The following is a 21,741-nucleotide window of genomic DNA, read 5'->3' as shown; positions in this document are numbered from 1 at the left end:
CACATAATTCACGATTTAAAAAACCTGTACTGAACTCACCCCAAAGCTTGGATGCATTCCAAGCTTTGGGGTGTTTTTCATGACGCAACGCGATCAGAAATTCAAGCTTGCGATGGTTTCGGCCTACGAGGTGGGATTAGGCGGTTTTTTTACGCCCTCTACTGCGCCAAGCGGGTGTGGTCTTCCAGGCGGAACGCGGCCACGGAGTGCAGCAGCTCTTGGCCCTGGGTCTGCAAGCTGGTCGCGGCGGCGGCGCTTTCTTCGACCAGGGCGGTGTTTTGCTGCGTCACCTGGTCCATTTGCATGATGGCCTCGCCCACCTGGGCCACGCCGGTGCTTTGCTCGCTGCTGGCGACGCTGATTTCACCCACGATGGCCGTTACCTGGCGGATGGCGCTGACCACCTCGTCCATGGTGGCCCCGGCCTGATCGGCCAAGGTGCTGCCCTGTTCGACGCGGGTCACGCTGGCGGAAATCAAATCCTTGATCTCTTTGGCGGCCTCGGCGCTGCGCCCGGCCAGGGCGCGCACTTCGGAGGCCACGACGGCAAAGCCGCGCCCCTGTTCGCCGGCGCGGGCCGCTTCGACGGCCGCATTCAGCGCCAGGATGTTGGTTTGAAAGGCAATGCTGTCGATCACGCCAATGATGTCGGCAATCCGGTGCGAGCCCTCGTTGATGCCGCGCATGGTCTGCACGACCTGCTCGACCACCGCCCCGCCCTGCGCGGCCACGCTGGAGGCGTTCACTGCCAGCGCGTTGGCTTGGCGGGCGTTGTCGGCGTTTTGCCGCACGGTGGCGGTCAGCTCTTCCATGGAGGCGGCGGTTTGCTGCAAGGCGCTGGCCTGGCTTTCGGTGCGGGCCGACAAATCATGGTTGCCTTGCGCGATCTCGGCGGAGGCGTGGCCAATGCCCACCGCAGCATCGCGCACCTGCGCCACCAATTGGCGCAAGCTGGCCTGCATGCGCCCCAGGTCGGCCATCAGCCCCAGCGTGGCCGGGCCGCCCTGGTCGGCTGCGCCCAGCGTTAAATCGCCCTCGGCCACGCGGCGCAAGGCGCTGCGCGCCTGGGCCAGGTCGCCGCCCAATTCGCGGCGCAGGGTGCGCAGCATGACCCCGGTCAGGGCCAGCGCGGCCACTGCCGCCACCAAGGCCAGGGCGGCGGCCAGCAGTTGCATGCGCTTGGCCTGCGCCTGGGTGGCGGCATTGGCGGCAGCGGCGGCCGTGCGGGCGGTCTCCAGCTGCTGCAGCAAGGCCGAGCGCAGTGCCCGCCAGGCCGGGGTTTCTTGTGTGTTGAGCAAGGCGGCCGCCTGGGCCGCATCGCTTTGCGCCAGGGCCTGCACTTGCTGCTGGGCGGCAAGCTGGTGGTTGCGCAGCGCCAGCAGGGCCTGCACATCGGCTTCGAAGGCGGTGCCACGGGCGCTGGCCAGCGTGGCGGTGTGCGCCTGGGCAAAGGCGGACTGGGCGGCATCAAAGTTGGTGTACGCGGTGCGGTTGGCCGGGTCGAGCAAGATGTTGCGCAGCGCCTGGCCACTTTGCAGGCCCTGGGCATACATCTCGGACAGGCCCGTGACCACCGCCTGCTCAACGCCGATATAGCGGTTGAAGTCGTGCTGGGTGCGCACCAGGCTCCACAAGGCCAGGCCCAAGGCCAGCACAAACAAGCTGGACGGAATGACGGTGCACAGCACCAAACGGGTCGTGAATTTCATCACCAACTGCCTCCCTTTTTGCCCCAAAAAAAGCCACCAAGGCTGCGCAACAGAGATTTGCTATTGCCAAGCTTGGACAGTTTCAAAAAAGCAGAAGTCTACCCAGATCTAAAAACAAAGCTGCTAGCGCTTAATTTTCAACAAATTTAGGGGTTTAAGCCTTGAAATTATTTTTAATTAAGCGGTAGCAGCTATTGATTTAGGAGTGATTTTTTACCCCCTCAAGGCCCCGAGCACTTCATCGAGCATTTTTTTCGCATCGCCAAACAGCATTCGGTTGTTCTCTTTGTAGAACAGCGGGTTGTCCACGCCGGCGTAGCCGCTGGCCATGCTGCGCTTCATGACGATGCTGGTCTTGGCCTTCCACACCTCCAGCACGGGCATGCCGGCGATGGGGCTGTCCGGGTCGTCCTGGGCGGCGGGGTTCACGATGTCGTTGGCACCGATGACGATGGCCACGTCGGTGTCCGGGAAGTCGTCGTTGATCTCGTCCATCTCCATCACGATGTCGTAGGGCACCTTGGCCTCGGCCAGCAGCACGTTCATGTGGCCGGGCATGCGGCCGGCGACGGGGTGGATGGCAAAGCGCACTTGCACACCTTTGTCGCGCAGGGTTTTGACGATGTCATTCACGGTGTGCTGTGCCTGCGCCACGGCCATGCCGTAGCCGGGGACGATGATGACGCGCTTGGCTTCGCGCAGCAGTTCGGCGGTATCGGCAGCGCTGACGGGCACCACCTCGCCTTGCGGCTGGGCCGGTTCGCCTGCGGCGGCTTTCTTTTTGGTCGGCGCACCGCCGCCAAAGCCCCCAGCAATCACGCTGATGAAGTTGCGGTTCATGGCGTTGCACATGATGTACGACAGGATGGCGCCGCTGGAGCCCACCAGCGCCCCGGTGACGATGAGCAGGTCGTTGGACAGCATGAAGCCCGTGGCCGCCGCAGCCCAGCCGGAGTAGCTGTTGAGCATGGAGACTACCACCGGCATATCCGCCCCGCCAATGGCCATGACCATGTGGATGCCAAACAGCAGGGCAATCACCGCCATAACGATCAGCGGCACCATGCCGGACTGCACATCGGGCGCGTTGAGAAATTCGCGGCCAAAGTAAATCACCACCAGCAGCGCCACCAAATTGAGCCAATGGCGGGCGGGCAGCAGCAGCGGTTTACCGCCGATCTTGCCGTTCAGCTTGCCAAAGGCAATCAACGAGCCGCTGAAGGTGATGGCCCCAATGAGGATGCCAATGTAGATTTCCACCTCGTGGATGGTTTTCTCCACTCCTTCTAAAAGAATAGCTGTATCCACATAGCTGGCAAAGCCTACCAGGCAGGCGGCCAGGCCAACCAAGCTGTGCATCAGCGCCACCAGCTCGGGCATTTGCGTCATCTTCACCACGCGGGCGGCGTACAGGCCAATGCCGCCGCCAATGGCCAAGGCCCCCACAATCCAGGCCAGGCCCGAGGGGCCGACCCGGGGGCCGAACACCGTGGCCAGCACCGCCAGCGCCATGCCAACCATGCCCAGCAGGTTGCCCCGGCGCGAGGTTTCGGGGTTGGACAGGCCGCCCAGGCTCAGGATAAAAAGAATGGCCGCCCCCAGGTAGGCCACGGTTGCAAGACTTTGGGACATTTCGATGTTTCCTTCTTGTTGCTCTTCTTACTTACGGAACATGGCCAGCATGCGGCGCGTGACGGCAAAGCCGCCGAACATGTTGATGGCGGTCAGCACCAGGGCGGCAAACGCCAGCCAGGCAATCAAGCCATCGGGGCGGCCTGCCGTGCCCATTTCGGGCGGCGCAATTTGCACCAGCGCCCCAATGGCGATGATGCTGGAGATGGCGTTGGTCACACTCATCAGCGGCGTGTGCAGGGCGGGGGTAACGTTCCACACCACCATGTAGCCAATAAAGCAGGCCAGCACAAACACCGTGAAATGCCCCAAAAAGGCTGCCGGGGCATAGGCACCAATGACCCAAAACAGCCCCGCCAACACGGCAAACACGATGCTCAAGGTTTTGCCCGACATGGGTTGGCCTGGGCCGTGGGCGGATTTTTTCTCGGCCACCGGGGCCGCAGCCGCCTTGGGGGCCGGGGCCGGGGCGGTTTTGAGCGGGGGCGCGGGCCAGGTCAGTGCCCCGTCTTTGACCACGGTCAGGCCCCGGATGGCGTCATCTTCCATGTTCACCACGGCCACGCCATCCTTGGCCTTGCACAGCTCTTCCAGCAGGCGCAGCAGGTTGGTGGCATACAGCGTGGACGATTGCTTGGCCAGGCGCGAGGCCAGATCGGTGTAACCAAGAATGGTCACGCCATGGCGCACCACGGCCTCGTTGGGCACCGTGAGCTCGCAATTGCCGCCTTGCTCGGCAGCCATATCAACAATGACGCTGCCGGGCTTCATGCTTTGCACCATCTCGGCGGTGATCAGCTTGGGCGCGGGTTTGCCCGGAATGAGCGCGGTGGTGATGATGATGTCGGCGTTTTTGGCCTCTTGCGCGTACATCTGGCGCTGCGCGGCCTGAAAACCCTCGCTCATGACCTTGGCGTAGCCGCCACCGCCTGCGCCGTCTTCCTCGTAATCGACCTTGACAAACTCACCGCCCAGGGATTTGACCTGGTCGGCCACCTCGGCACGGGTGTCGTTGGCGCGCACGATGGCGCCCAGGTTGGCCGCCGTGCCAATCGCGGCCAAACCGGCCACGCCAGCGCCCGCAATAAACACTTTGGCCGGGGGCACTTTGCCTGCGGCGGTGATCTGGCCATTGAAATAGCGGCCAAAGGCGTTGGCCGCCTCGATCACGGCGCGGTAGCCGGACACCCCGGCGGTGGAGGTGAGCGCATCCATTTTCTGCGCCCGGCTCAGGGTGCGCGGCAGGCAGTCGATGGCCAGCACGGTGGCCTGCTTGGCCTGCAGCGCCTCCATCAGCGCCGGGTTTTGCGCGGGCCAGATAAAACCAATCAGCAAGGTGCCGGGGCGCATCAGCGCCACCTCGTCCGCCGTGGGCGGGCGCACCTTGAGCACGATGTCCGACGCTGCCCACAGCGTGGCCGCATCGGGCAGCACCTCGGCCCCCACGGCCTGGTAGGCCGCATCGTCGCAGTGGGCGGCCACACCCGCACCCGATTGCACGGCCACGGAAAAGCCCAGTTGCACCAGCTTGCTGACCACCTCCGGCACGGTGGCAACCCGCTTTTCCAGCGGCAGGATTTCGCAGGGGATACCAATTTTCATGTTCGCCATCCTTTTTATGCGTTTTAAGCATAAATATTTACATTCTCTTAATAAAAAGCTTACTTGAAAATTGCAGATTATTTTCCGCACGGTCGTTTCTTTTGTAGAAATACGACATCGCGTTTGCCTACGCCTGCCGCACCAAAAAAAACCCGCTGTGCAGGGCACAGCGGGTTTGCAGTGGGGTTTGCCGTTGGCTTTAGCGGCCGTTTAACGGCCGCTCAGGGGCCGAACGCGCGCTTTAGTTCACGGTTTGTTTGAGTTCACCGGCCGCGTATTTCTTGGCCATTTGCTCCAGGGTGTAGCCCTTGATTTTGCCGCCCTGGCCTTCGCAGCCAAATTCCAGGTAACGCTGTTTGCAAATGGCCTTGGCCGCTTCGCGCGCGGGTTTCATCCATTCGCGCATATCGAATTTCTCGGGGTTTTCAAACTGGAATTTGCGCACCGCGCCGGTCATGGCCATGCGGATGTCGGTGTCGATGTTTACCTTGCGCACGCCGTGTTTGATGGCTTCTTGAATCTCTTTGACGGGCACGCCGTAGGTCTGCTTCATCTTGCCGCCAAACTGGTTGATGATGGCCAACAGGTCTTGCGGCACCGAGCTGGAGCCGTGCATCACCAAATGGGTGTTGGGCAGGCGGGCGTGAATTTCTTTGACGCGCTGGATCGAGAGCACATCGCCTGTGGGCGGGCGGGTGAATTTGTACGCACCATGGCTGGTGCCGATGGCAATGGCCAGAGCATCGAGCTGGGTGGCTTGCACGAACTGGGCGGCTTCTTCGGGGTCGGTCAGCATTTGGCTGTGGTCGAGTTTGCCCACGGCCCCCACGCCGTCTTCTTCCCCGGCTTCGCCGGTTTCCAGGCTGCCCAGGCAACCGAGTTCGCCCTCCACGGTGGCACCAATTTTGTGGGCCATGGCCACCACTTCCTGGGTGACGCGCACGTTGTAGTCAAAGTCGGACGGGGTTTTGCCATCGGCCAGCAAGCTGCCATCCATCATCACCGAGCCAAAGCCCAGCTCCAAAGCGCCCTGGCAGATGGCGGGGCTGGTGCCGTGGTCTTGGTGCATCACCAGCGGAATGTGGGGATAGGCTTCGGTGGCGGCCAAGATCAGGTGCTTGATGAAGGATTCACCGGCGTATTTGCGGGCACCGGCACTGGCCTGCAGGATGACGGGGGCACCCACTTCATCGGCCGCGGCCATGACGGCTTGCACCTGCTCGAGGTTGTTCACGTTGAAAGCGGGAATGCCGTAGCCGGCTTCGGCGGCGTGGTCGAGCATTTCGCGCATGGAAATCAAAGGCATGGTCGTGTCCGATCAAAAAAAGAAGAGAAAAAACTGAAACTGGTAACTTGGCCGTAACCGGCGATTTTAGCGGGCCGCTGCATGCACAGGGTCAGCTTGGCTATTCCTGGGCGGGGTTAAGCCACCCGGCAAATTTGCAGCATATTCGTGCCGCCGGGCTGGCCCATGGGTTCGCCGCAGGTGATGGCATACACATCGCCGGGCTGCACAATGCCGCGCTCGCGCAGGTGGTTTTCGGCCTGCTGCAGGGCCCGGTCGCGCTCGGCGCTGGTGTCCATAAGCAGGGGGCTGACGTTGCGGTACAGCGCCATCTTGCGCTGGGTGGCTATTTTGGGGGTCAGGGCATAGATGGGAATGTGGATGCGGTGGCGGCTCATCCACAGCGCGGTCGAGCCGCTGTCGGTCATGGCCACGATGGCTTTGGCCCCCAGGTGGTGGGCGGTGAACAGCGCCCCCAGGGCAATGGATTGGTCGATGCGGGTCAGGTGCCGTGGGGCAAAGTGGCCGTCTGCGCCAATGTCTTCTGCGGCCTCGGCGGCGGCGCAGATGTGGGCCATTTCGCGCACGGTTTCCAGCGGGTATTTGCCCACCGCCGTTTCGGCGCTGAGCATGACGGCATCGGTGCCATCGAGCACGGCATTGGCCACGTCGCTGACCTCGGCGCGGGTGGGCAGGGCGTTGGTGATCATGCTTTCCATCATCTGCGTGGCAGTGATAACCAGTTTGTCCATCTGCCGCGCCATGCGGATCATTTTTTTCTGCAGTGCAGGCACGGCGGCGTTGCCCACTTCCACCGCCAAATCGCCCCGGGCGACCATGATGCCGTCGCTCACGCGCAAGATGTCTTCCAGGTGCGGGATGGCTTCGGCGCGTTCCATTTTGGCAATCAGGCCGGGGCGGTGGCCGGTGCCGGCGGCGGCCACGGTACACAGCTGGCGGGCCATTTCCATATCGGTGGCGTTTTTTGGGAAGCTCACCGCCACATAGTCTGCGCCCAGTTGTATGGCGGTTTCGATGTCTTTCATGTCCTTGGCGGTCAGCGCCGGGGCCGTCAGGCCACCGCCTTGTTTGTTGATGCCTTTGTTGTCGGACAGCTCACCGCCCACCACCACTTCGGTGTGTACCGCCTCGCCCAGCACCCGCTGCACGCGCAGCACGATCAAGCCATCGTTGAGCAGCAGCACATCGCCCGCGCGCACATCGCGCGGCAGCTCTTTGTAATCCAGCCCCACGCCGCCTTGGTCACCCAGGGTGCTGCGGGCCGCATCGAGGGTAAAACTGGCCCCTTCCTGCAACTGCACCTTGCCCTGGGCAAACTTGCCCACGCGGATTTTGGGCCCCTGCAGGTCGGCCATGATGGCCACCTCGCGCCCGGCGCGGCGCGAGGCTTCGCGCACGACCTCGGCCCGGGCAAGATGGTCTTGGGCGCTGCCATGGCTAAAGTTGAAGCGCACCACGTTCACCCCTGTTGAGATCATGCGGGTTAGAACCTCTAAATCACTTGAAACAGGGCCGAGAGTAGCAACGATTTTGGTAGCACGACGGATATACATCGCGGGGGGCATAGGCAGGCTCCGAAGGTTAGGAAAAAAGTAGCCCGCCTATCCTAGCCCACGGCCTGACTCCCCCATGGGCTTGCCCATGCGCCAAGCGCGCCAAGCACCCAGGCAGCGCCCCTTTCAGGCGCGGCCAGCGCCTCGGTGCTGGCACTCAATGCCTCCATCGGCGTCTGCTGGCGGGGGGCGTAGCGCAAGGCTGCGCTGGGCATAAACACTTTCTAAAACGCTAGCGTTATCCATCAGTGGGATAAGGGTTTTTGCTATTTTTTCCCACTGGTTTTGCACCTGCTGCCATTGGGCTTGCCACAGCGCCAGGCGGTCACTGGCCGGGGCGTGCCGCACCGCCGTGTACCAGTCCAAACTGCGGGTGCAGGCCACGGCCTCCAAAGCACGCACGCTTTGGCGCAAAGCGGCGCAGGCGGCCAGGGTGGTGCGCAGGTGGTCTGCGCCCAGTTGCGGGATATGCACTGCTGCGCGGGCCAGGGTGCGCTCCTGGGCCAGCACGGCGTTGAGCTGTGCCACCAGCGGCGCGTTGCGCTCGCGTTCCAATTCAGGCGCGTAGCAGACGGGGGAGGCCCGCTCGGCGCTGGAGGCAGCAAACATCGGCCACAGGCGATTGGCTTCTGCCAGCACGTGGGCCAAGGGCTGGGCATCCGCAGCCAAGCAGCCGCCATGCGCCCCCTGGTCAAGCGCTTGCACCAGGCTGCGCCCATCGGCAAGGCCATCGGCCACCACGGGAATGCCCAGCACCGCCAAGGCGGTTGGCAATTCGTCCGCCGGCACCACCACCGCAGCAGCGCCCGCTTCTTGCGCCTGCAGGGCCTGCCAAGCAGAACGGGCCTGCGCAATCAGTTGGTGTTTTTTTGGGTGTGTGACCTCCACACTGTGCCAGTGCAAACCAAGGCAGGCTTGCCACACCGGCTCGCCATGGGCCGCCCAGCCCACCCCGTGTACCACCGTGGCATCCCCTAACGGCGCAGCCACCACGGGCACGCGCCGCCCCAGCAGCTCAGAAAAATCGGTAGCAGGCAACACAGTGGGGCAAGGCATGGGCAACTCCTCAACCATCGGTGCGCCCATGATGCAAAGTCTGCGCCGCGTGTGCTCACTGGCCCCGGCGGCACTGGCGTTGGCAGCAGGGGTATGTACGCAGGGAAGGTGCGAAGGGGGTGTGCGAAGGGGGCCATCGTCAGGCCACTTTTATTCCTATTTTTGGGGCAATTACCGTAAACTTCGGCGCAATTACCAGACTTTTCATCCCCTTACATGCTGCGCAGCTTTTACCTTCTCCTCTTCAGCGTAACGCTCTGCGCCAGTGCCCAGGCTGCCGGCCCCACCGCAGCCACCGCTGCCGCTTCAGCCTCTGAACCTGCGGCCCTGGCACCGCTGCCCAAGCGCTCCACATTCCAAGTGATTGCCGCCACCGCTGCGCATGTGCAGCAACTGCGCCAAGGCGGCTTGGTGGTGTATATGCGCCACGGCCCCAGCGATGCGCACCGCCCCGACCAATTGCCGCTGCAACTGGACAACTGCGACAGCCAGCGCCCCCTGTCCGAGGCCGGGCGGGCGCTACTCAAAACCATTGGCCGCGACTTTGCCAAGCTGCAACTGCCGTACGCCGAGCTCATCATCAGCCCGTTTTGCCGGGTGCAAGAAAGCGCCCAGCTGGTGTTCAACCGCACCGGCACCATCGACCCGGCGCTGCGCTACACCGCCGCCATGCCGGACGCTGAAAAGCAGCCCGCCGTGCAGCGCACGCGCCACTGGATTTCGTTGCCGGTGGCCAGCGCCGGGCACAACCGCGTGGTCATCGCGCATGGCCCCAACATTGCCGAACTCATGGACCACCTCCCGCCCGAGGGCGGCGTGCTCCTGTTTCGGCCCCTGGGCACGCAACACCCGGTGGGTTTTGAATACCTGGCCAGCATTGAGCCGCACCACTGGCCCGCGCTGCTGCGCCAGCTGGCCCCATTATGAAAACCACCCACCACCTGCTGCGCCTGTTGCTGTTGCCTTTTTTCCTGGTGGCCTTGGTCGCATTGGTGCTGATTTACACCACGCAAAGCCAGCTCAACCAGCAATTTGAGCTCACCCAACAGGCGCAATACGCTGACCTGCAGGTGCTGCACAACGCCAGCCAATTTGCCGCCGACCTGGGGCAAATCCAGCAGCGCATGGAGCAAGCCTTCAGCGGGGCCCAAGATGCCAGCCTGGACGAATTGCAGCTCTACCGCATCCACAGCGGCATTGCCAACGACCTGCATACCCTGGGCCAGCAAGTGGCCCAGCTGGCCCAATCCACACTGGTGCAAGAGGCCAACCACGGCAGCGCGGCCGGTTTGCTGCGCGAGTTTGAAAACTACCGCCGCTTTGTCATCATGAGCACCGATGTCCTGGCAGTCGATCCGCGCGTGGCCAGCCGTTTTTGGGCGCAAGCACAGCGCCACTACAACGACTTTGCCCTCTTCGCCGCCCGCATTGAGCAGCGCCTGACGGACCGCGCCCTGCAGCGCAATGCGCAGCAAAGCCAAACCCACCAGCAACTGGCGCAACGCATGGGGGCCATTGGCCTGGGTGGGCTGGTGCTGGCCCTGGCTGCCAGCTACTGGCTGGCCCGGCGCACCAGCCTGCGCATGCAAAGCATTGCCGATGCGCTGGTGCAAATGGTGGATGCGCCCCACAGCCAGCCCAACTTGCTGCACATCCAAAAACTGCACCAACAAAGCCATGGCCCGGTGCAGCAACTGGCCGGTGCGGTGCTGGCCTTTCGCCGTGCCTTGCAACGCCAGCACCAGGCCGAAGAGCAAGCGCTGGAGCTGCTGTTTTACGACCCCCTGACGCAATTGCCCAACCGCCGCCTGCTGCGCGAACGCCTGCAGCAGGCGCTGACCCGCCACGCCCCGCTGGCACTGCTGGCGCTGGATTTGGACGGCTTTCAGCACATCAACGACTCCTGCGGCCACCAGGTGGGCGACCAGGTTTTGCAAGCCGTGGCCCAGCGCCTGCGCACCACCACCCAGGGCTGTGAAGTGCTGGCACGCACTGGCGGCAACAGCTTTGCGGTACTGCTCACCGGCCTGGGCCACGCTGCCACCGACACCGCGGCGCAGGCCGAGCGCATGGCCGAGGCCATGCAAAGCGCCCTGGCCGAGCCGCTGCCACTGCAGCACACCACCCACTACATCAGCGCCAGCATCGGCATCACCCTGTTCCAGGCCCCCTTGGGCAATCTTGACCTGCCGCTGCAGCACGCCGAAGCGGCCATGTACCAGGCCAAGACCGCCGGGCGCGGCCTGGTGCGCTTTTTTGACCCCGACACCCAAGCCCGCATCGAGGCCCGCCTGCACCTGGAAAACGACTTGCGCCAAGCCATTGCCGGCGAGCAGTTGCGCTTGTTCTACCAACTGCAAGTCGATGGCCAAGGCCGCGCCTGCGGGGCCGAAGTGCTGCTGCGCTGGCAGCACCCGCAGCGTGGCATGGTCTCGCCCGGCGAATTCATCCCCCTGGCCGAGGCCAGCGACCTGATCTTGCCCATCGGCCTGTGGGTGCTGCAGGGCGCTTGCCAACAACTGCACGCCTGGGCGCAGCAGCCCCATTTGGCCGCGTTGAGCATCGCCGTCAATGTCAGCGCCAAGCAGTTTCGCCAGCCTGACTTTGTGCAGCAGGTCTGCCAGGCCATCGCCACCAGCGGTGCGCCCGCGCAGCGCCTGAAGCTGGAGCTGACCGAAAGCGTGGTACTGGAGGAGGTGGAAAACACCATCGAAAAAATGGCCCAGCTGCGCGCCCTGGGCGTGCGTTTTTCCATGGACGACTTTGGCACCGGCTACTCCTCGCTGCAATACCTCAAGCGCCTGCCGCTGGACCAGCTCAAAATCGAGCAAGGCTTTGTGCGCGACATTACCAACGACAGCAACGATGCGGCCATTGTGCAAACCATCATCGCCATGGGGCGCTCGCTGGGGCTGGAGGTGATTGCCGAAGGGGTTGAGACCCCAGCGCAGCACGCCTTTTTAAGCACCCACGGCTGCGACCTGTTTCAGGGCTATCTGTTTGCCAAACCCCAACCGATTGACCAAGCCGAGCGCCTGCTGCAAGCGTGGCACAGCCATCACGATACTAAAATAAACTATAGCATTTAGCGCTTTTTATACGTCGTTTTTTATTAAAAAATCATAAAAAACGTTTATTTAAAAGCGCTTCAAGCTATTAATTTAAATCATCCTCCAGGGGCATGGGCAGCTGCACGGCTTGCACTTTGTCGATGATCTTGCCGTCCATATCGACCACCTCAAACTCCCAGCCCTGCCAAACGACCTTGTCGGTTTCCGTCGGCAGGCGGCCTGTGAGCAGCATGAGCATGCCGCTCAGGGTTTGGTAGCGGCCCTTGTCTTCCTCGGGCAGGTGCTTCAGCCCCAGGCGGTCTTTGAGCTCAAAAATAGGAATGTGGCCATCGAGCAGCCAGCTGCCATCGCTGCGCTGCACGGCCCAGGCATCGGCGGGGTCTTCCGGGACAAATTCGCCGGTGATGGCCTCAATCAGATCGCGCAAATCCACCACGCCCAGCACCTCGCCGTACTCATCAATCACAAACGACAGGCGCGCCCCACAGGCTTTGAAATTTTCCAACAGCTCCAAGCCCGTGATCGTCTCGGGGATGTACACCGGCTTTTCCCACAGCGCCTGAAATTGCGCCAGGCTGCGCGGGCTTTGGTTTTGAATGACGTGCAGCAGCCATTGGCGGATATTGAGCACGCCCAGAATTTTTTCCAGATTGCCATCAATCACCGGAAAGCGCGTGTGCCCATGCGCCGCAATCAGCGCCAAATGGGTTTCAAAACTGTCGTTGATGTCCAGGCACACCACGTCTGAGCGCGGCACCATCAGCGAAGAAATCTGCCGATCGTCCAGCCGAAACAGGTTGCGCACCATGCGGTGCTCGTGCGCCTCAATCGCGCCGGAGGTGGTGCCCTCGGCCAAAACCGCGTGGATTTCTTCCTCGGTGACCGCTTGCTCCGCCGTCTCGCGCACGCCCAGCAGGCGCAGCACGCCTTGGGTAGAAAGCGAGAGCAAGAACACGAAAGGCCGCGTCATCTGCGCCAGCCACTGAATCGGGCGGGCCACCAGCCGGGCGATGGCCTCGGGGTTGGACTGGCCCAGGCGCTTGGGCACCAGCTCGCCAATGACGATGGATAAATAAGTAATTCCCACCACCGCCACGGCCGTGCCCACCGTGCTGGCGGTGCTCGCTGACAGACCCGCGTGCGCTTGCAGCCACTGCGCCATGGGCTGGGCCAAGGCCGCCTCGCCAAACACGCCATTGAGCACGCCAATCGAGGTAATGCCAATTTGAATCGTCGAGAGAAAGCGCGTGGGATGTTCGCCCAGCGCCAAAGCGGCCGCGGCCGCACGGTCCCCCTCATCCAAGTATTTTTGCAGCCGTGCCTTGCGGGCCGTCACCAAGGCAATCTCGGCCATGGCAAACAGGCCATTCAACACAATCAGCCCAAGCAATATCAGCACTTGCATGGTGAGGCTTTCACAAAATTACTGCACCACCCCAGCGCCCAGGCCCAGCAGCAGCAAACTGCCCAGCACGATGCGGTACACCACAAACACGCCAAAGCCCTTGGTCGAAATCAGCCGCATAAACCAGACGATGACCGCATAGCCCACCGCAAACGCCACGCCCGTGGCCACCAGCGTCATGGCCCATTGCTCGCCACTCATGGGCTCGCGCTTGAACAACAGCATGTAAAAGCCCGACAGCAGCACCGCCGGAATGGCCAGCAAAAAAGAAAACCGCGCCGCAGCATCGCGCGTCAGCCCCAGCAGCAAGCCCACCGTAATGGTGCCGCCCGAGCGCGACACCCCCGGAATCAAGGCCATCGCCTGGGCCAAGCCCAGCAGCACGCCATCTTTCACGGTCAGCTGGGCGATGCTGCGCGTTTGGCTGCCACGCCTTTCGGCCCAGGCCAAAATCACGCCAAACACAATCAGCATGATGGCCGTAAGCAGCAGGGTGCGAAACGTCGTCTCAATCAAGTCGCGCAGCAGCAGCCCCAGCACACAAATCGGAATGGTGCCCAAAATCACCAGCCAGGCCACCTTGGCATCCACGCTCAGCGCCTCGCGCCCCAAGCGCGGCAGGCTGCGCCACCAGGCCAGCAGCATCCGCATTACATCGCGGCGAAAGTAAATCAGCACCGCCAGCTCGGTGCCCAGCTGGGTAATGGCGGTGAAGGCCGCCCCCGGATCGCCCCCCCCCGGCAACAGCGGCCCCAGGATGCGCAAATGCGCGCTGGAAGAAATGGGAAGAAATTCCGTCAGGCCCTGCACCAGCCCCAACACCAGGGCATCCACCCAACCAAACGCGGCATACATAACAACAAGCGCCTTTCGCATCCATCAACGACAAATTCCCCCGCACCAAAGGGCCAGGAAGAGGGGGCCTAGTGTAGCGATGCCGCCAAGCGGGCGTGGCTGGATGGCTTGATCAGTATTTAAAAATACAAAATACAGCAAGACTTATTTTCAAACTCTTTATTTTGTATTTTTTATTATTAAATGTAGGCTGTTTTTCATGCTGTGTGGCTTGCTTGCCAGACGGCGTTTTGAAAAACAATTTTCAGTTCTGCACAGCGTGTTGATAAGGTTTTTTCATGTTTTAAAAAAAGCTGTTGGCCAAAACATCCACAGCATTTTGCACATCGCTCCACACCGCACTGATATGGGTTTTGGGTGCCAAAAATACTGCATAAATAAAACACCATAAAATTTGCTACGACAATTTCTGTTTCAATATTTATAAATCGGCCCACAGGGTCGAATTTTTTGTTTTTACCTCCCCTTATGAGCACTTCCGCATGGGCCACACACGCCCTCCAGGCCTTTGACAACGTGGTCGCCGCCCAAGCCCATTTGCGGCCCCGCGCTGGCCAGCGGGAGATGGCCGCCCAAGTGGCCCACACCTTTGCCCACGCCCACTTGGGCAAACCCACCGAGGGCGAAGACAGCCCCCCCAACACTGCGGTGGCCCCCTCTATCGCCGTCATCCAAGCGGGCACCGGCGTGGGCAAATCCCTGGCTTACAGCGCCCCGGCCATTGCCATGGCCCTGCAGCGGGGCACGCGGGTGATGATCTCCACCGCCACCGTGGCCCTGCAAGAGCAGCTGGTAAACAAAGACTTGCCCGCCCTGGCCGCACATTTGGGCCAGCCGTTTCGCTATGCCCTGGCCAAAGGGCGAGGGCGCTTTGTGTGCCAGCTCAAACTCGAGCGCCTGGTCGGCTCCAGCGATTTGTACCCCGAAGAAGCCGATGATTTATTTGGCGAAACCTTGCCCGCCAAGCCGGTGGCCCAGGCTGAACGCCAAGCCCAGCAACAGTTCTACGCCAGCATGGCCGAGGCCCTGGCCCAAGGCCGCTGGGACGGCGACCGCGACAGCCTGGACACGCCCCCCGCCCCCGAAGCCTGGAGCCCCGTGGCCGCCGAAGGCAGCTCCTGCACCGGGCGGCATTGCCCGGCGTTCCAAAGCTGCAGCTACTACGAGCGGCGCAAGGAATTGGTCGCCGCCCAGGTCATCGTCGTCAATCACGACCTGCTGCTGTCCTCCCTGGGCGCACGCCTGCTGCCCGAGCTGGACAACTGCCTGCTGGTGCTGGACGAGGCCCACCACCTGCCCGCCACCGCCCTGGCGCAATTTGCCAGCAATATGGATTTATCCCGCCTGCAGTGGCTGGACAAGCTCACCAGCCGGGCCTTGCGCATTGGCCAGCTGCTGGAAGTAGAAGAAATTGCCGACATCCCGCAGCACAGCAGCGGCTTGCGCCAAGCCATGGGGCAGCTGGCCCAGGCCGCCATGGCGCAGTACGGCGAAACCCTGAAAAGCCCCGAGGCGCGCTTTGGCCCGGCCAGTGCCCGCATCCCCCGGGGCGTGCTGCCCGAAGCGCTCCTGCCGCCGCTGGAGGCCGTCTTGGCGCACAGCACGGGCTTGCTGGACGTTTTGCGCGCCATTGCCAAGGCCCTGCGCAGCACCATCAAAGAAACCCCGGACGAAGCCCCGCGCTTGGCCGCCCTGTACGCGCAGTTGGGCAGCCTGGCCCCACGCCTGGAAGCGGTTTTTGCCACCACCGAGCTGCTGCTGCACACCCCCGCCCCCGGCCAAGCCCCTGCCGCCAAATGGTTCACCCTGGAAATGGATGGCGAATGGATCGCTCTGCAAGCCCACGCCAGCCCGATCCTGCCCGGCAGCACGCTGCGCCAGCATTTGTGGAGCCAGGTACGCGGCGGGGTGCTGACCTCGGCCACGCTGACCAGTTGCGGCAGTTTTGATTTTTTTCTGCGCGAAGTGGGGCTGCACGACCTGCCCACACTGGCCACCTTGGAGGTGGCCAGCCCCTTTGACTACCCCAGCCAAGGCGTGCTGTGGGCCCACCACACCCAGGCCGACCCCAAACACGCCGGGCCCTTTACCCAAGAGATGGTGCACACCTTGCTGCACGACTTGGCCAGCGTGCAGACCGGGGCCTTGGTGTTATTCACATCGAAAGAGCAAATGCGCCAGGCTGTGGATGCCTTGCCCAGTGCCCTGCGCTCCAAAGTCCTGGTGCAAAACACCATGCCGCGGTTTGCGCTGCTCAACAAGCACCGCGAGCAGGTTGAAGCCGGGCAAGCCTCGATCATTTTTGGCATGCAATCGTTTGGCGAAGGGCTGGACCTGCCCGGCGCGTTGTGCGCCAGCCTGTTCATCACCAAACTGCCCTTTGCGCCCCCAGACGACCCCGTGGGAGAGGCCCGGGCCGAATGGTTGCGCAGCAGCGGGCGCAATCCGTTTACCGATTTGGTTGTTCCGGCCACCGCCATCCGCTTGGCGCAATGGGTTGGGCGGGCCATTCGCACCGAGCACGACCAGGCCCAGGTGTATTGCTATGACCGGCGGCTGTGTGTCACCAGTTATGGCCAGCAAATTCAAAAAAGCTTGCCTGATTTTTCGTTTCAGCAGCGTTTTGCACAGCTTGCGCACAATTAATTTTTTTAAAATAGATAGCAGGAAACGTTGTTTTTGTAAGCGTTTTGGCTGAAAAATATTTTTCTTTTCGTTATTTACACAAATTATTCAAAGTATTTCCACAGCACAGCGTTGTTTTGAATTTTTTTCTGTTCAGCGTTTTGCTAGTTTTATTTTATTTATTTTAAATATTTAGTAGGTAGTAGTAGTAAGGCTTGTCTTTTTGTGGATAAGCCTGTTTTTTTTATTTTTTTCATTGCATTAGCGCGCCGCCAACCATGGGGGCCTGGGCCCTGTTTGCGCAGGAACAAGGGCTGAACAAGATTCAAGATCGTGAAAAATTTGTGGATAACCCAAGGTTGTTCGCTCAACGATGCACAGGCCCGCGCAGTCAAAAAATCAAAGCAAGTTATTGAAAATAAATAGTTTTATTGCAATTTTCAGGCTGTGGATAGCCATTGCTGCACACCAACTGGCCGTTTGCTGTCTTGCGTGAGCAAAACAAGGCCAGCACGGCTGGGGGGTTGGCTGCCGCCACTATTCTTTATATTTAATATTGATAGATAGTAGTAATAGTAAGCCCCGCTGTTTTTGTGCATAACCCTCACTATTTTTTAAATTTCAAGGGCTTAAGCTTGGTCAAAGCCTGGGGTCAGCACGGCTGGCGGCGGTACCCGGAATGTGGGTAGATGGCTAAAAAATTTTTTCTCTGTGGACAAAGCGGTAGTTGATCGCCAACACACCACAGGCTTATCCACACAGATTTTTAAAAAAAAGGCATAAAAAAACAGGCCCGAAGGCCTGTTAAAAATGACATTCGCTGCCGCGTTAGCGCCAGTCACCCCGGCGCTTGCCCATCTGGCTGCGCCCTGCGTGGGGCAAGCTGTCAAAGGCTTTTTGCTGCTGCGCATTCAAGCTGGCGTAAAAGCTGCGCGTCGCCTGGTCACGTCGTTCGGCGTGTTTTTGGTGGCTGGTGCGCATTTGGGCCTTCCAGTCCAAGCGCTCTAAGGTGTTCATGTCTTTCGGATGTTTGGCCGGGGCCACGCGGGGTGGCGGTTGCATGGCGGCCACATAAGCCTCCCACTGGGCTTGTTGCTGGGGTTGCAGCTGCAAAAGATTTTTCTGGCGCTCCCAGTGCTGCTGCTGCTTTTCTTGGTGCCGTGCGTGGCGCTCAGCCTGATGCTGGGCCAAGCGCTCATGCGGCGCTTGGGTTTGGACTTGGGCTGCAGGTGCAGCAGCGGGGCTGGCTTGGGCTATGGCCGTGGTAGCCAGCAGGCCAGAAAAACTGACCATAGCGGCCAGGCGCAGTACAGACGTGCGGTTCATGATCCATCCTTTCAAAGCAGGGACAAGAGAGAATAAAAGCTGCCAGAAAAAACAATTTCAGCTTTCGGGCAGTGCATGGCCGCTAGTGTGTCGGGCGCATGTAAGGTTTTGGTGTGGCTTTGCGGCGCTTAGGTAAAGTAGCGCAAAGCCTATTTAATTTGAATCAAAACAGGCAAAAACGCTTACCAGTAAAGCGCAAGTAGCTATTTTTTTTATAAAGCAATATGTTTAAAAACATGGTGATGTACCGCATTGCGGCGCAATGGCAAGGCGATTTGGTGGCGGTGGAGCAGGCGTTGCAACAAGCGCTGTTCAGCCCTTGTTCGGCCACCCAAGAAGCGTCTGATGGCTGGGTGCCCCCCCGGGGCGAAGCCCATGGGGCCTTGGTGGAAAGCATTGGCGGGCAGTGGCTGCTGCGCTTTCACAGCGAAAGCAAAATCCTCCCGGCCAGCGTGGTGCAGCAACGGGTGCAGGACAAGTGCAGCGCCATTGAACGTGAATCGGGCCGCAAACCCGGCAAAAAAGAGCAGCGCGATCTCAAAGAAGAAGCCCGGCTGGACTTGCTGCCCCAGGCATTTACCAAGCAAAGCAGCGTGTGGGTGTGGATTGACCCGCAGGCGCATTTGCTGGTAGTCGATGCCAGCGCCCAAACCAAGGCCGATGCCGTGGTCAGCAGCTTGGTCGAGCATGTCCCGGGCTTGGCCCTGGCTTTGATTGACACCCGCACCAGCCCCCAGGCGGCCATGGCGCAGTGGCTGCTAACGCACGAGGCCCCGGCGGAATTTTCGATTGACCAAAGCTGCGAGCTCAAAGCCAGCGATGACAGCAAAGCCGTGGTGCGCTACACCCGCCACCCTTTGGATATTGACGAAGTGCGCACCCATATTGCGCACGGCAAGCTGCCCACCCAACTGGCCATGACCTGGCAGGGGCGCGTCAGTTTTGTGCTGACCGAAGCGCTGCAGCTGAAGAAAATTATTTTTCAAGAGCCCGTACAAAGCGAGGGCAAAGACGAGGGCGGCCTGGATGCCGATATGGCCATCGCCACGGGCGAGCTGCGCTTGCTGGTGCCCGACTTGCTCGCCGCTTTGGACGGCGAAGGCCGCAGCCTGGGCTTAGAGACCATGGAAAACACCACGGCCGCACCCCCCACGGCACCCGCTAAAACCCCACCGCGCCAAGGCAAGGACACCACCACCAACATCACCACCGGGCCAGGCCAAGCCCCCGTGGACACTGCGCCGAACGATGCGCCGTTTTAAGTCGTCGGGTCACAGGTGATTCTTGGCCAAGACACTGGCGACATCCGTCATTAACTTTGCGGTCTTCAGCTGCGGATCTTCGTGTTGAAAATATTCGAAGGCCTCAAGGTCCTGCCCCCGCTGACGATTCAATCCGGGCTCCATGGCTTCAATCAGAATGGCTTCCAGTGTTGCAATCATGTTGTTGGCTGAATAGTTGGCGGGCATCTGACCTAGCGTTCCGTCTTCCTCCACCGGATTTAGGCCGAACCAAGAAAACCGATCCCACCGAAATGACAGCCTGTTTTTTGTGTGCTGGAGCAGGCGCTGGCCAATCGAGTCATCTGTCGAGCGGCCTACGTAAATCACATCCCGCCCATCATGGAGCAGGTAAATACCCCGCTGCCCACCAAAATCGACTTTGTCGGCGAACTCCTTATTGAAACCCCACAGTTTTGGGTTGTTTTTCCAGGCCACAGCATCCCGCCGCCAATACATGCCGAACGCGGTGATGATTTGTGACTGCGCTTCATCCTGTTCCACCATCAAAGGAGACTGTGCTGCGAGGTGAGCACTCTCAGTTGGTGACAGTCCGGACTTGAGCGCAAAAACGCCCTTGTTCGTGCGGACGTACGGCGATGCATCTCCTTCGTGCTTGATGGAGGCAGAAATCTGCGCATTGACCGTTGCGGCAGGGGTGGCACCGACGGAGGTGCGCAGGCCCTGGTCGATGATCTTTTCGGCAATTTCGTTGTAGTGAAGGCCGTTCGGAAACTGTGCCAGCACTTGATTGATTGCCTCTTTCCATGTCAGTTCATGCACCATGCCATCCTCTCAGGTGGTTACGTTGTTGATTTTTGATAGCAGCTGCCCATTCCAGAGCCAATAGGCTGGGCCTTGCGCTGCAGTGACCTTGCGTCCGTAATTCTGTGGTGCCATCACTGCAGCCTTGGAGAGACTGACACACAAAAGCAAATAAAGAACTTAAAAACAATAGCTGCTTGCGCTTATCCAGCAATCGCTAAGTGCCAATTTGTCTTATAAAAAATTAAGGCATCCATCGGTGCCTTGCTGTTTTGGCTCCTGCGCCCCACTACCATCGCTGCCATCGTGGCATCGGCTCCCAGCAGGGGGCACGCACCGCCAACACTTCGAGAAAGATACATGACCAGCACACAACAACGCGCAGAACTGCAACGCCGCATTTGGCAAATCGCCAACGATGTCCGGGGGGCCGTGGACGGCTGGGACTTCAAGCAGTGCGCCGCGCAATCCGCGCCAGCATTGGCAACCGCGCCAAAGAAGGGTTGGTGGTGGACTTTATCCAGCAGACCAACTTAGACCCCATTGGCGATAAAGCCAGCGTGATTGAAGCGTTTTTTACGTTTGCCCAGGCCGAGCTACAGCGCGAAGCCCAAGCCTTGATTGATGAGGAACAGCTCAATGCCGCTGCGGCCAAGCGCTACATCAGCACCTCTCTTAAACGCGAATTTGCCAGCGACAACGGCACCGAGCTGAATGCGGTGCTGCCCAAAATGAGCCCGCTGAACCCGCAGTACCTGAGCAAAAAGCAAACCGTGTTTCAGAAGATCGCCGCGTTTGTGGAGAAATTTAAAGGGGTGGGCGGGGCGCTTTAAAGCGGTGAGCCCAAATCGTCCAGGATGGGGCAGTCCGGGCGTTCGTCGCCTTTGCAGCAGGACACTAGCGTTTGCAGGCTGCGTTGCATGGCTTGCATGGCGGCGATGCGTTCGTTGAGTTGGTGGATGTGTGCCTGGGCAATGTGCTTGACCTGGGCACTGGCCCGCAGTTTGTCGCGCCACAGGGCCAAGAGCTGGCGGATTTCTTCTATAGAAAAGCCCAAATCGCGGCAGCGGCGGATAAAGCGCAGGGTGTGCACATCGTTGGTGGTGTACTGGCGGTAGCCGCTGTCGGTGCGGGCCACTTCGGGGAGCAGCCCCAGCGCCTCGTAATGGCGCACCATCCGTGCCGATACCCCTGCCCGCGTTGCCGCTGTGCCAATGGGAACCGGCCAGGTCCACGGTTTAGGCGACGGCATAGCCTTCTTCAGCGATGGCGGCGGCCAGGGCCTCGCGGCTGGCATGCTCGGATTGGACGACCACCTTGTTGGCGGGGCGATCAATCTGAATGTGCGCCTGGGCATCCACCCCGTGCAGGGCTTGTTGTACTGCGCGTTCGCAGTGGCCGCAGGTCATGCCGGTGACAGTAAAAATGTGTTCCATGGGTTTTCCTCTTTCAAAATATTGCAACAAGCCTAGGATGGTGCTCCTTTGCACCATGTCAAGGTCAAGCGTTATTCTTGCAACAATTCTTCACAAATTGGCTGACAATAGCCCCTGACT

At 60.7% G+C, this 21,741-nt stretch carries 18 protein-coding genes; 5 read left to right on the top strand and 13 right to left on the bottom strand.

What is annotated here, in order from left to right; genetic code table 11:
• Window positions 1-158 precede the first annotated feature (158 nt).
• The 6 genes from J1777_RS09270 to J1777_RS09245 all read right to left on the bottom strand — a co-directional run bounded on the left by J1777_RS09270 (window position 159) and on the right by J1777_RS09245 (window position 8,858).
• Entirely contained in the window at window positions 159-1,709 is a 1,551-nt protein-coding gene (locus J1777_RS09270; RefSeq protein WP_207575447.1) for a methyl-accepting chemotaxis protein, read from the bottom strand.
• Between the two features lie 213 nt (window positions 1,710-1,922).
• Entirely contained in the window at window positions 1,923-3,341 is a 1,419-nt protein-coding gene (gene pntB, locus J1777_RS09265) for a Re/Si-specific NAD(P)(+) transhydrogenase subunit beta (protein ID WP_207575446.1), read from the bottom strand.
• A 27-nt stretch (window positions 3,342-3,368) separates the two neighbouring features.
• Window positions 3,369-4,943 (bottom strand): Re/Si-specific NAD(P)(+) transhydrogenase subunit alpha, encoded by a 1,575-nt coding sequence (locus J1777_RS09260; RefSeq protein WP_242700474.1) that lies wholly within the window; start codon window positions 4,941-4,943, stop codon window positions 3,369-3,371.
• Between the two features lie 241 nt (window positions 4,944-5,184).
• On the bottom strand, window positions 5,185-6,249 hold the full coding sequence (gene fba / locus J1777_RS09255) for a class II fructose-bisphosphate aldolase (RefSeq protein ID WP_207575444.1): 1,065 nt from the start codon (window positions 6,247-6,249) through the stop codon (window positions 5,185-5,187).
• A 116-nt stretch (window positions 6,250-6,365) separates the two neighbouring features.
• On the bottom strand, window positions 6,366-7,802 hold the full coding sequence (pyk, locus tag J1777_RS09250; protein WP_207575473.1) for a pyruvate kinase: 1,437 nt from the start codon (window positions 7,800-7,802) through the stop codon (window positions 6,366-6,368).
• 126 nt (window positions 7,803-7,928) lie between these two features.
• Entirely contained in the window at window positions 7,929-8,858 is a 930-nt protein-coding gene (locus J1777_RS09245) for a hypothetical protein (RefSeq protein WP_207575443.1), read from the bottom strand.
• 216 nt (window positions 8,859-9,074) lie between these two features.
• Here J1777_RS09245 and J1777_RS09240 point away from each other — a divergent pair, with 216 nt between their 5' ends.
• A complete protein-coding gene (locus tag J1777_RS09240) occupies window positions 9,075-9,785 on the top strand; it encodes a histidine phosphatase family protein (protein WP_207575442.1) in 711 nt (236 codons plus the stop codon).
• Complete coding sequence (locus J1777_RS09235) at window positions 9,782-11,947, top strand: putative bifunctional diguanylate cyclase/phosphodiesterase (RefSeq protein WP_207575441.1); 2,166 nt, start codon at window positions 9,782-9,784, stop codon at window positions 11,945-11,947. Before J1777_RS09240 ends, J1777_RS09235 begins: the two co-directional genes overlap by 4 nt.
• 67 nt (window positions 11,948-12,014) lie before the next feature.
• Here J1777_RS09235 and J1777_RS09230 read toward each other — a convergent pair whose 3' ends face one another.
• The 3 genes from J1777_RS09230 to J1777_RS09220 all read right to left on the bottom strand — a co-directional run bounded on the left by J1777_RS09230 (window position 12,015) and on the right by J1777_RS09220 (window position 14,680).
• Window positions 12,015-13,334, bottom strand: a complete 1,320-nt coding sequence (locus J1777_RS09230; RefSeq protein ID WP_207575440.1) for a hemolysin family protein — start codon at window positions 13,332-13,334, stop codon at window positions 12,015-12,017.
• A gap of 18 nt (window positions 13,335-13,352) precedes the next feature.
• A complete protein-coding gene (locus tag J1777_RS09225; protein ID WP_207575439.1) occupies window positions 13,353-14,189 on the bottom strand; it encodes an undecaprenyl-diphosphate phosphatase in 837 nt (278 codons plus the stop codon).
• A gap of 197 nt (window positions 14,190-14,386) precedes the next feature.
• Window positions 14,387-14,680, bottom strand: coding sequence for a hypothetical protein (locus tag J1777_RS09220; RefSeq protein ID WP_207575438.1), 294 nt, complete (start codon window positions 14,678-14,680; stop codon window positions 14,387-14,389).
• Here J1777_RS09220 and dinG point away from each other — a divergent pair.
• Window positions 14,658-16,835, top strand: a complete 2,178-nt coding sequence (gene dinG, locus J1777_RS09215) for an ATP-dependent DNA helicase DinG (RefSeq protein ID WP_207575437.1) — start codon at window positions 14,658-14,660, stop codon at window positions 16,833-16,835. The two genes, J1777_RS09220 and dinG, sit on opposite strands and share 23 nt — an antisense overlap.
• Before the next feature lie 807 nt (window positions 16,836-17,642).
• Here the strand turns inward: dinG and J1777_RS09210 are convergent.
• Window positions 17,643-18,140: a Spy/CpxP family protein refolding chaperone gene (locus tag J1777_RS09210; protein WP_207575436.1), complete on the bottom strand. Its 498-nt coding sequence runs from the start codon at window positions 18,138-18,140 to the stop codon at window positions 17,643-17,645.
• A 224-nt stretch (window positions 18,141-18,364) separates the two neighbouring features.
• Between J1777_RS09210 and J1777_RS09205 the strand changes: the two genes are divergently transcribed.
• Complete coding sequence (locus J1777_RS09205; RefSeq protein WP_207575435.1) at window positions 18,365-19,402, top strand: recombination-associated protein RdgC; 1,038 nt, start codon at window positions 18,365-18,367, stop codon at window positions 19,400-19,402.
• 9 nt (window positions 19,403-19,411) lie between these two features.
• On the opposite strand, the gene J1777_RS09200 is transcribed toward J1777_RS09205, so the two are convergent.
• On the bottom strand, window positions 19,412-20,206 hold the full coding sequence (locus J1777_RS09200) for an HTH domain-containing protein (RefSeq protein ID WP_207575434.1): 795 nt from the start codon (window positions 20,204-20,206) through the stop codon (window positions 19,412-19,414).
• Window positions 20,207-20,640: 434 nt separating this feature from the next.
• Between J1777_RS09200 and J1777_RS09195 the strand changes: the two genes are divergently transcribed.
• Window positions 20,641-21,018: a type I restriction endonuclease subunit R, EcoR124 family gene (locus J1777_RS09195; RefSeq protein ID WP_341352953.1), complete on the top strand. Its 378-nt coding sequence runs from the start codon at window positions 20,641-20,643 to the stop codon at window positions 21,016-21,018.
• Here the strand turns inward: J1777_RS09195 and cueR are convergent.
• Together cueR and J1777_RS09185 are read right to left on the bottom strand one after the other, a co-directional pair.
• On the bottom strand, window positions 21,015-21,437 hold the full coding sequence (cueR, locus tag J1777_RS09190) for a Cu(I)-responsive transcriptional regulator (protein WP_242700473.1): 423 nt from the start codon (window positions 21,435-21,437) through the stop codon (window positions 21,015-21,017). The two genes, J1777_RS09195 and cueR, sit on opposite strands and share 4 nt — an antisense overlap.
• Window positions 21,424-21,621, bottom strand: a complete 198-nt coding sequence (locus J1777_RS09185; protein ID WP_207575432.1) for a heavy-metal-associated domain-containing protein — start codon at window positions 21,619-21,621, stop codon at window positions 21,424-21,426. The genes cueR and J1777_RS09185 overlap by 14 nt, the downstream gene beginning before the upstream one ends.
• Window positions 21,622-21,741 lie beyond the last annotated feature (120 nt).

It is taken from the genome of Comamonas denitrificans, from assembly GCF_017368815.1.
Classification (GTDB): Bacteria; Pseudomonadota; Gammaproteobacteria; order Burkholderiales; family Burkholderiaceae_C; genus Comamonas; species Comamonas denitrificans.
The sequence above is the reverse complement of the archived record's forward strand: the minus strand, read 5'-3'. Positions and strand labels throughout refer to the sequence as shown.

Coding starts and splice junctions, on each gene's coding strand:
- J1777_RS09225 (WP_207575439.1), bottom strand. CDS start 14,189: ATGTATGCCGCGTTTGGTTGGGTGGATGCCCTGGTGTTGGGGCTGGTG.
- J1777_RS09185 (WP_207575432.1), bottom strand. CDS start 21,621: ATGGAACACATTTTTACTGTCACCGGCATGACCTGCGGCCACTGCGAA.
- J1777_RS09260 (WP_242700474.1), bottom strand. CDS start 4,943: ATGAAAATTGGTATCCCCTGCGAAATCCTGCCGCTGGAAAAGCGGGTT.
- J1777_RS09205 (WP_207575435.1), top strand. CDS start 18,365: ATGTTTAAAAACATGGTGATGTACCGCATTGCGGCGCAATGGCAAGGC.
- J1777_RS09235 (WP_207575441.1), top strand. CDS start 9,782: ATGAAAACCACCCACCACCTGCTGCGCCTGTTGCTGTTGCCTTTTTTC.
- fba (WP_207575444.1), bottom strand. CDS start 6,249: ATGCCTTTGATTTCCATGCGCGAAATGCTCGACCACGCCGCCGAAGCC.
- J1777_RS09230 (WP_207575440.1), bottom strand. CDS start 13,334: ATGCAAGTGCTGATATTGCTTGGGCTGATTGTGTTGAATGGCCTGTTT.
- J1777_RS09240 (WP_207575442.1), top strand. CDS start 9,075: ATGCTGCGCAGCTTTTACCTTCTCCTCTTCAGCGTAACGCTCTGCGCC.
- cueR (WP_242700473.1), bottom strand. CDS start 21,437: ATGCCGTCGCCTAAACCGTGGACCTGGCCGGTTCCCATTGGCACAGCG.
- J1777_RS09270 (WP_207575447.1), bottom strand. CDS start 1,709: ATGAAATTCACGACCCGTTTGGTGCTGTGCACCGTCATTCCGTCCAGC.
- J1777_RS09210 (WP_207575436.1), bottom strand. CDS start 18,140: ATGAACCGCACGTCTGTACTGCGCCTGGCCGCTATGGTCAGTTTTTCT.
- J1777_RS09245 (WP_207575443.1), bottom strand. CDS start 8,858: ATGCCTTGCCCCACTGTGTTGCCTGCTACCGATTTTTCTGAGCTGCTG.
- pntB (WP_207575446.1), bottom strand. CDS start 3,341: ATGTCCCAAAGTCTTGCAACCGTGGCCTACCTGGGGGCGGCCATTCTT.
- dinG (WP_207575437.1), top strand. CDS start 14,658: ATGAGCACTTCCGCATGGGCCACACACGCCCTCCAGGCCTTTGACAAC.
- J1777_RS09200 (WP_207575434.1), bottom strand. CDS start 20,206: ATGGTGCATGAACTGACATGGAAAGAGGCAATCAATCAAGTGCTGGCA.
- pyk (WP_207575473.1), bottom strand. CDS start 7,802: ATGTATATCCGTCGTGCTACCAAAATCGTTGCTACTCTCGGCCCTGTT.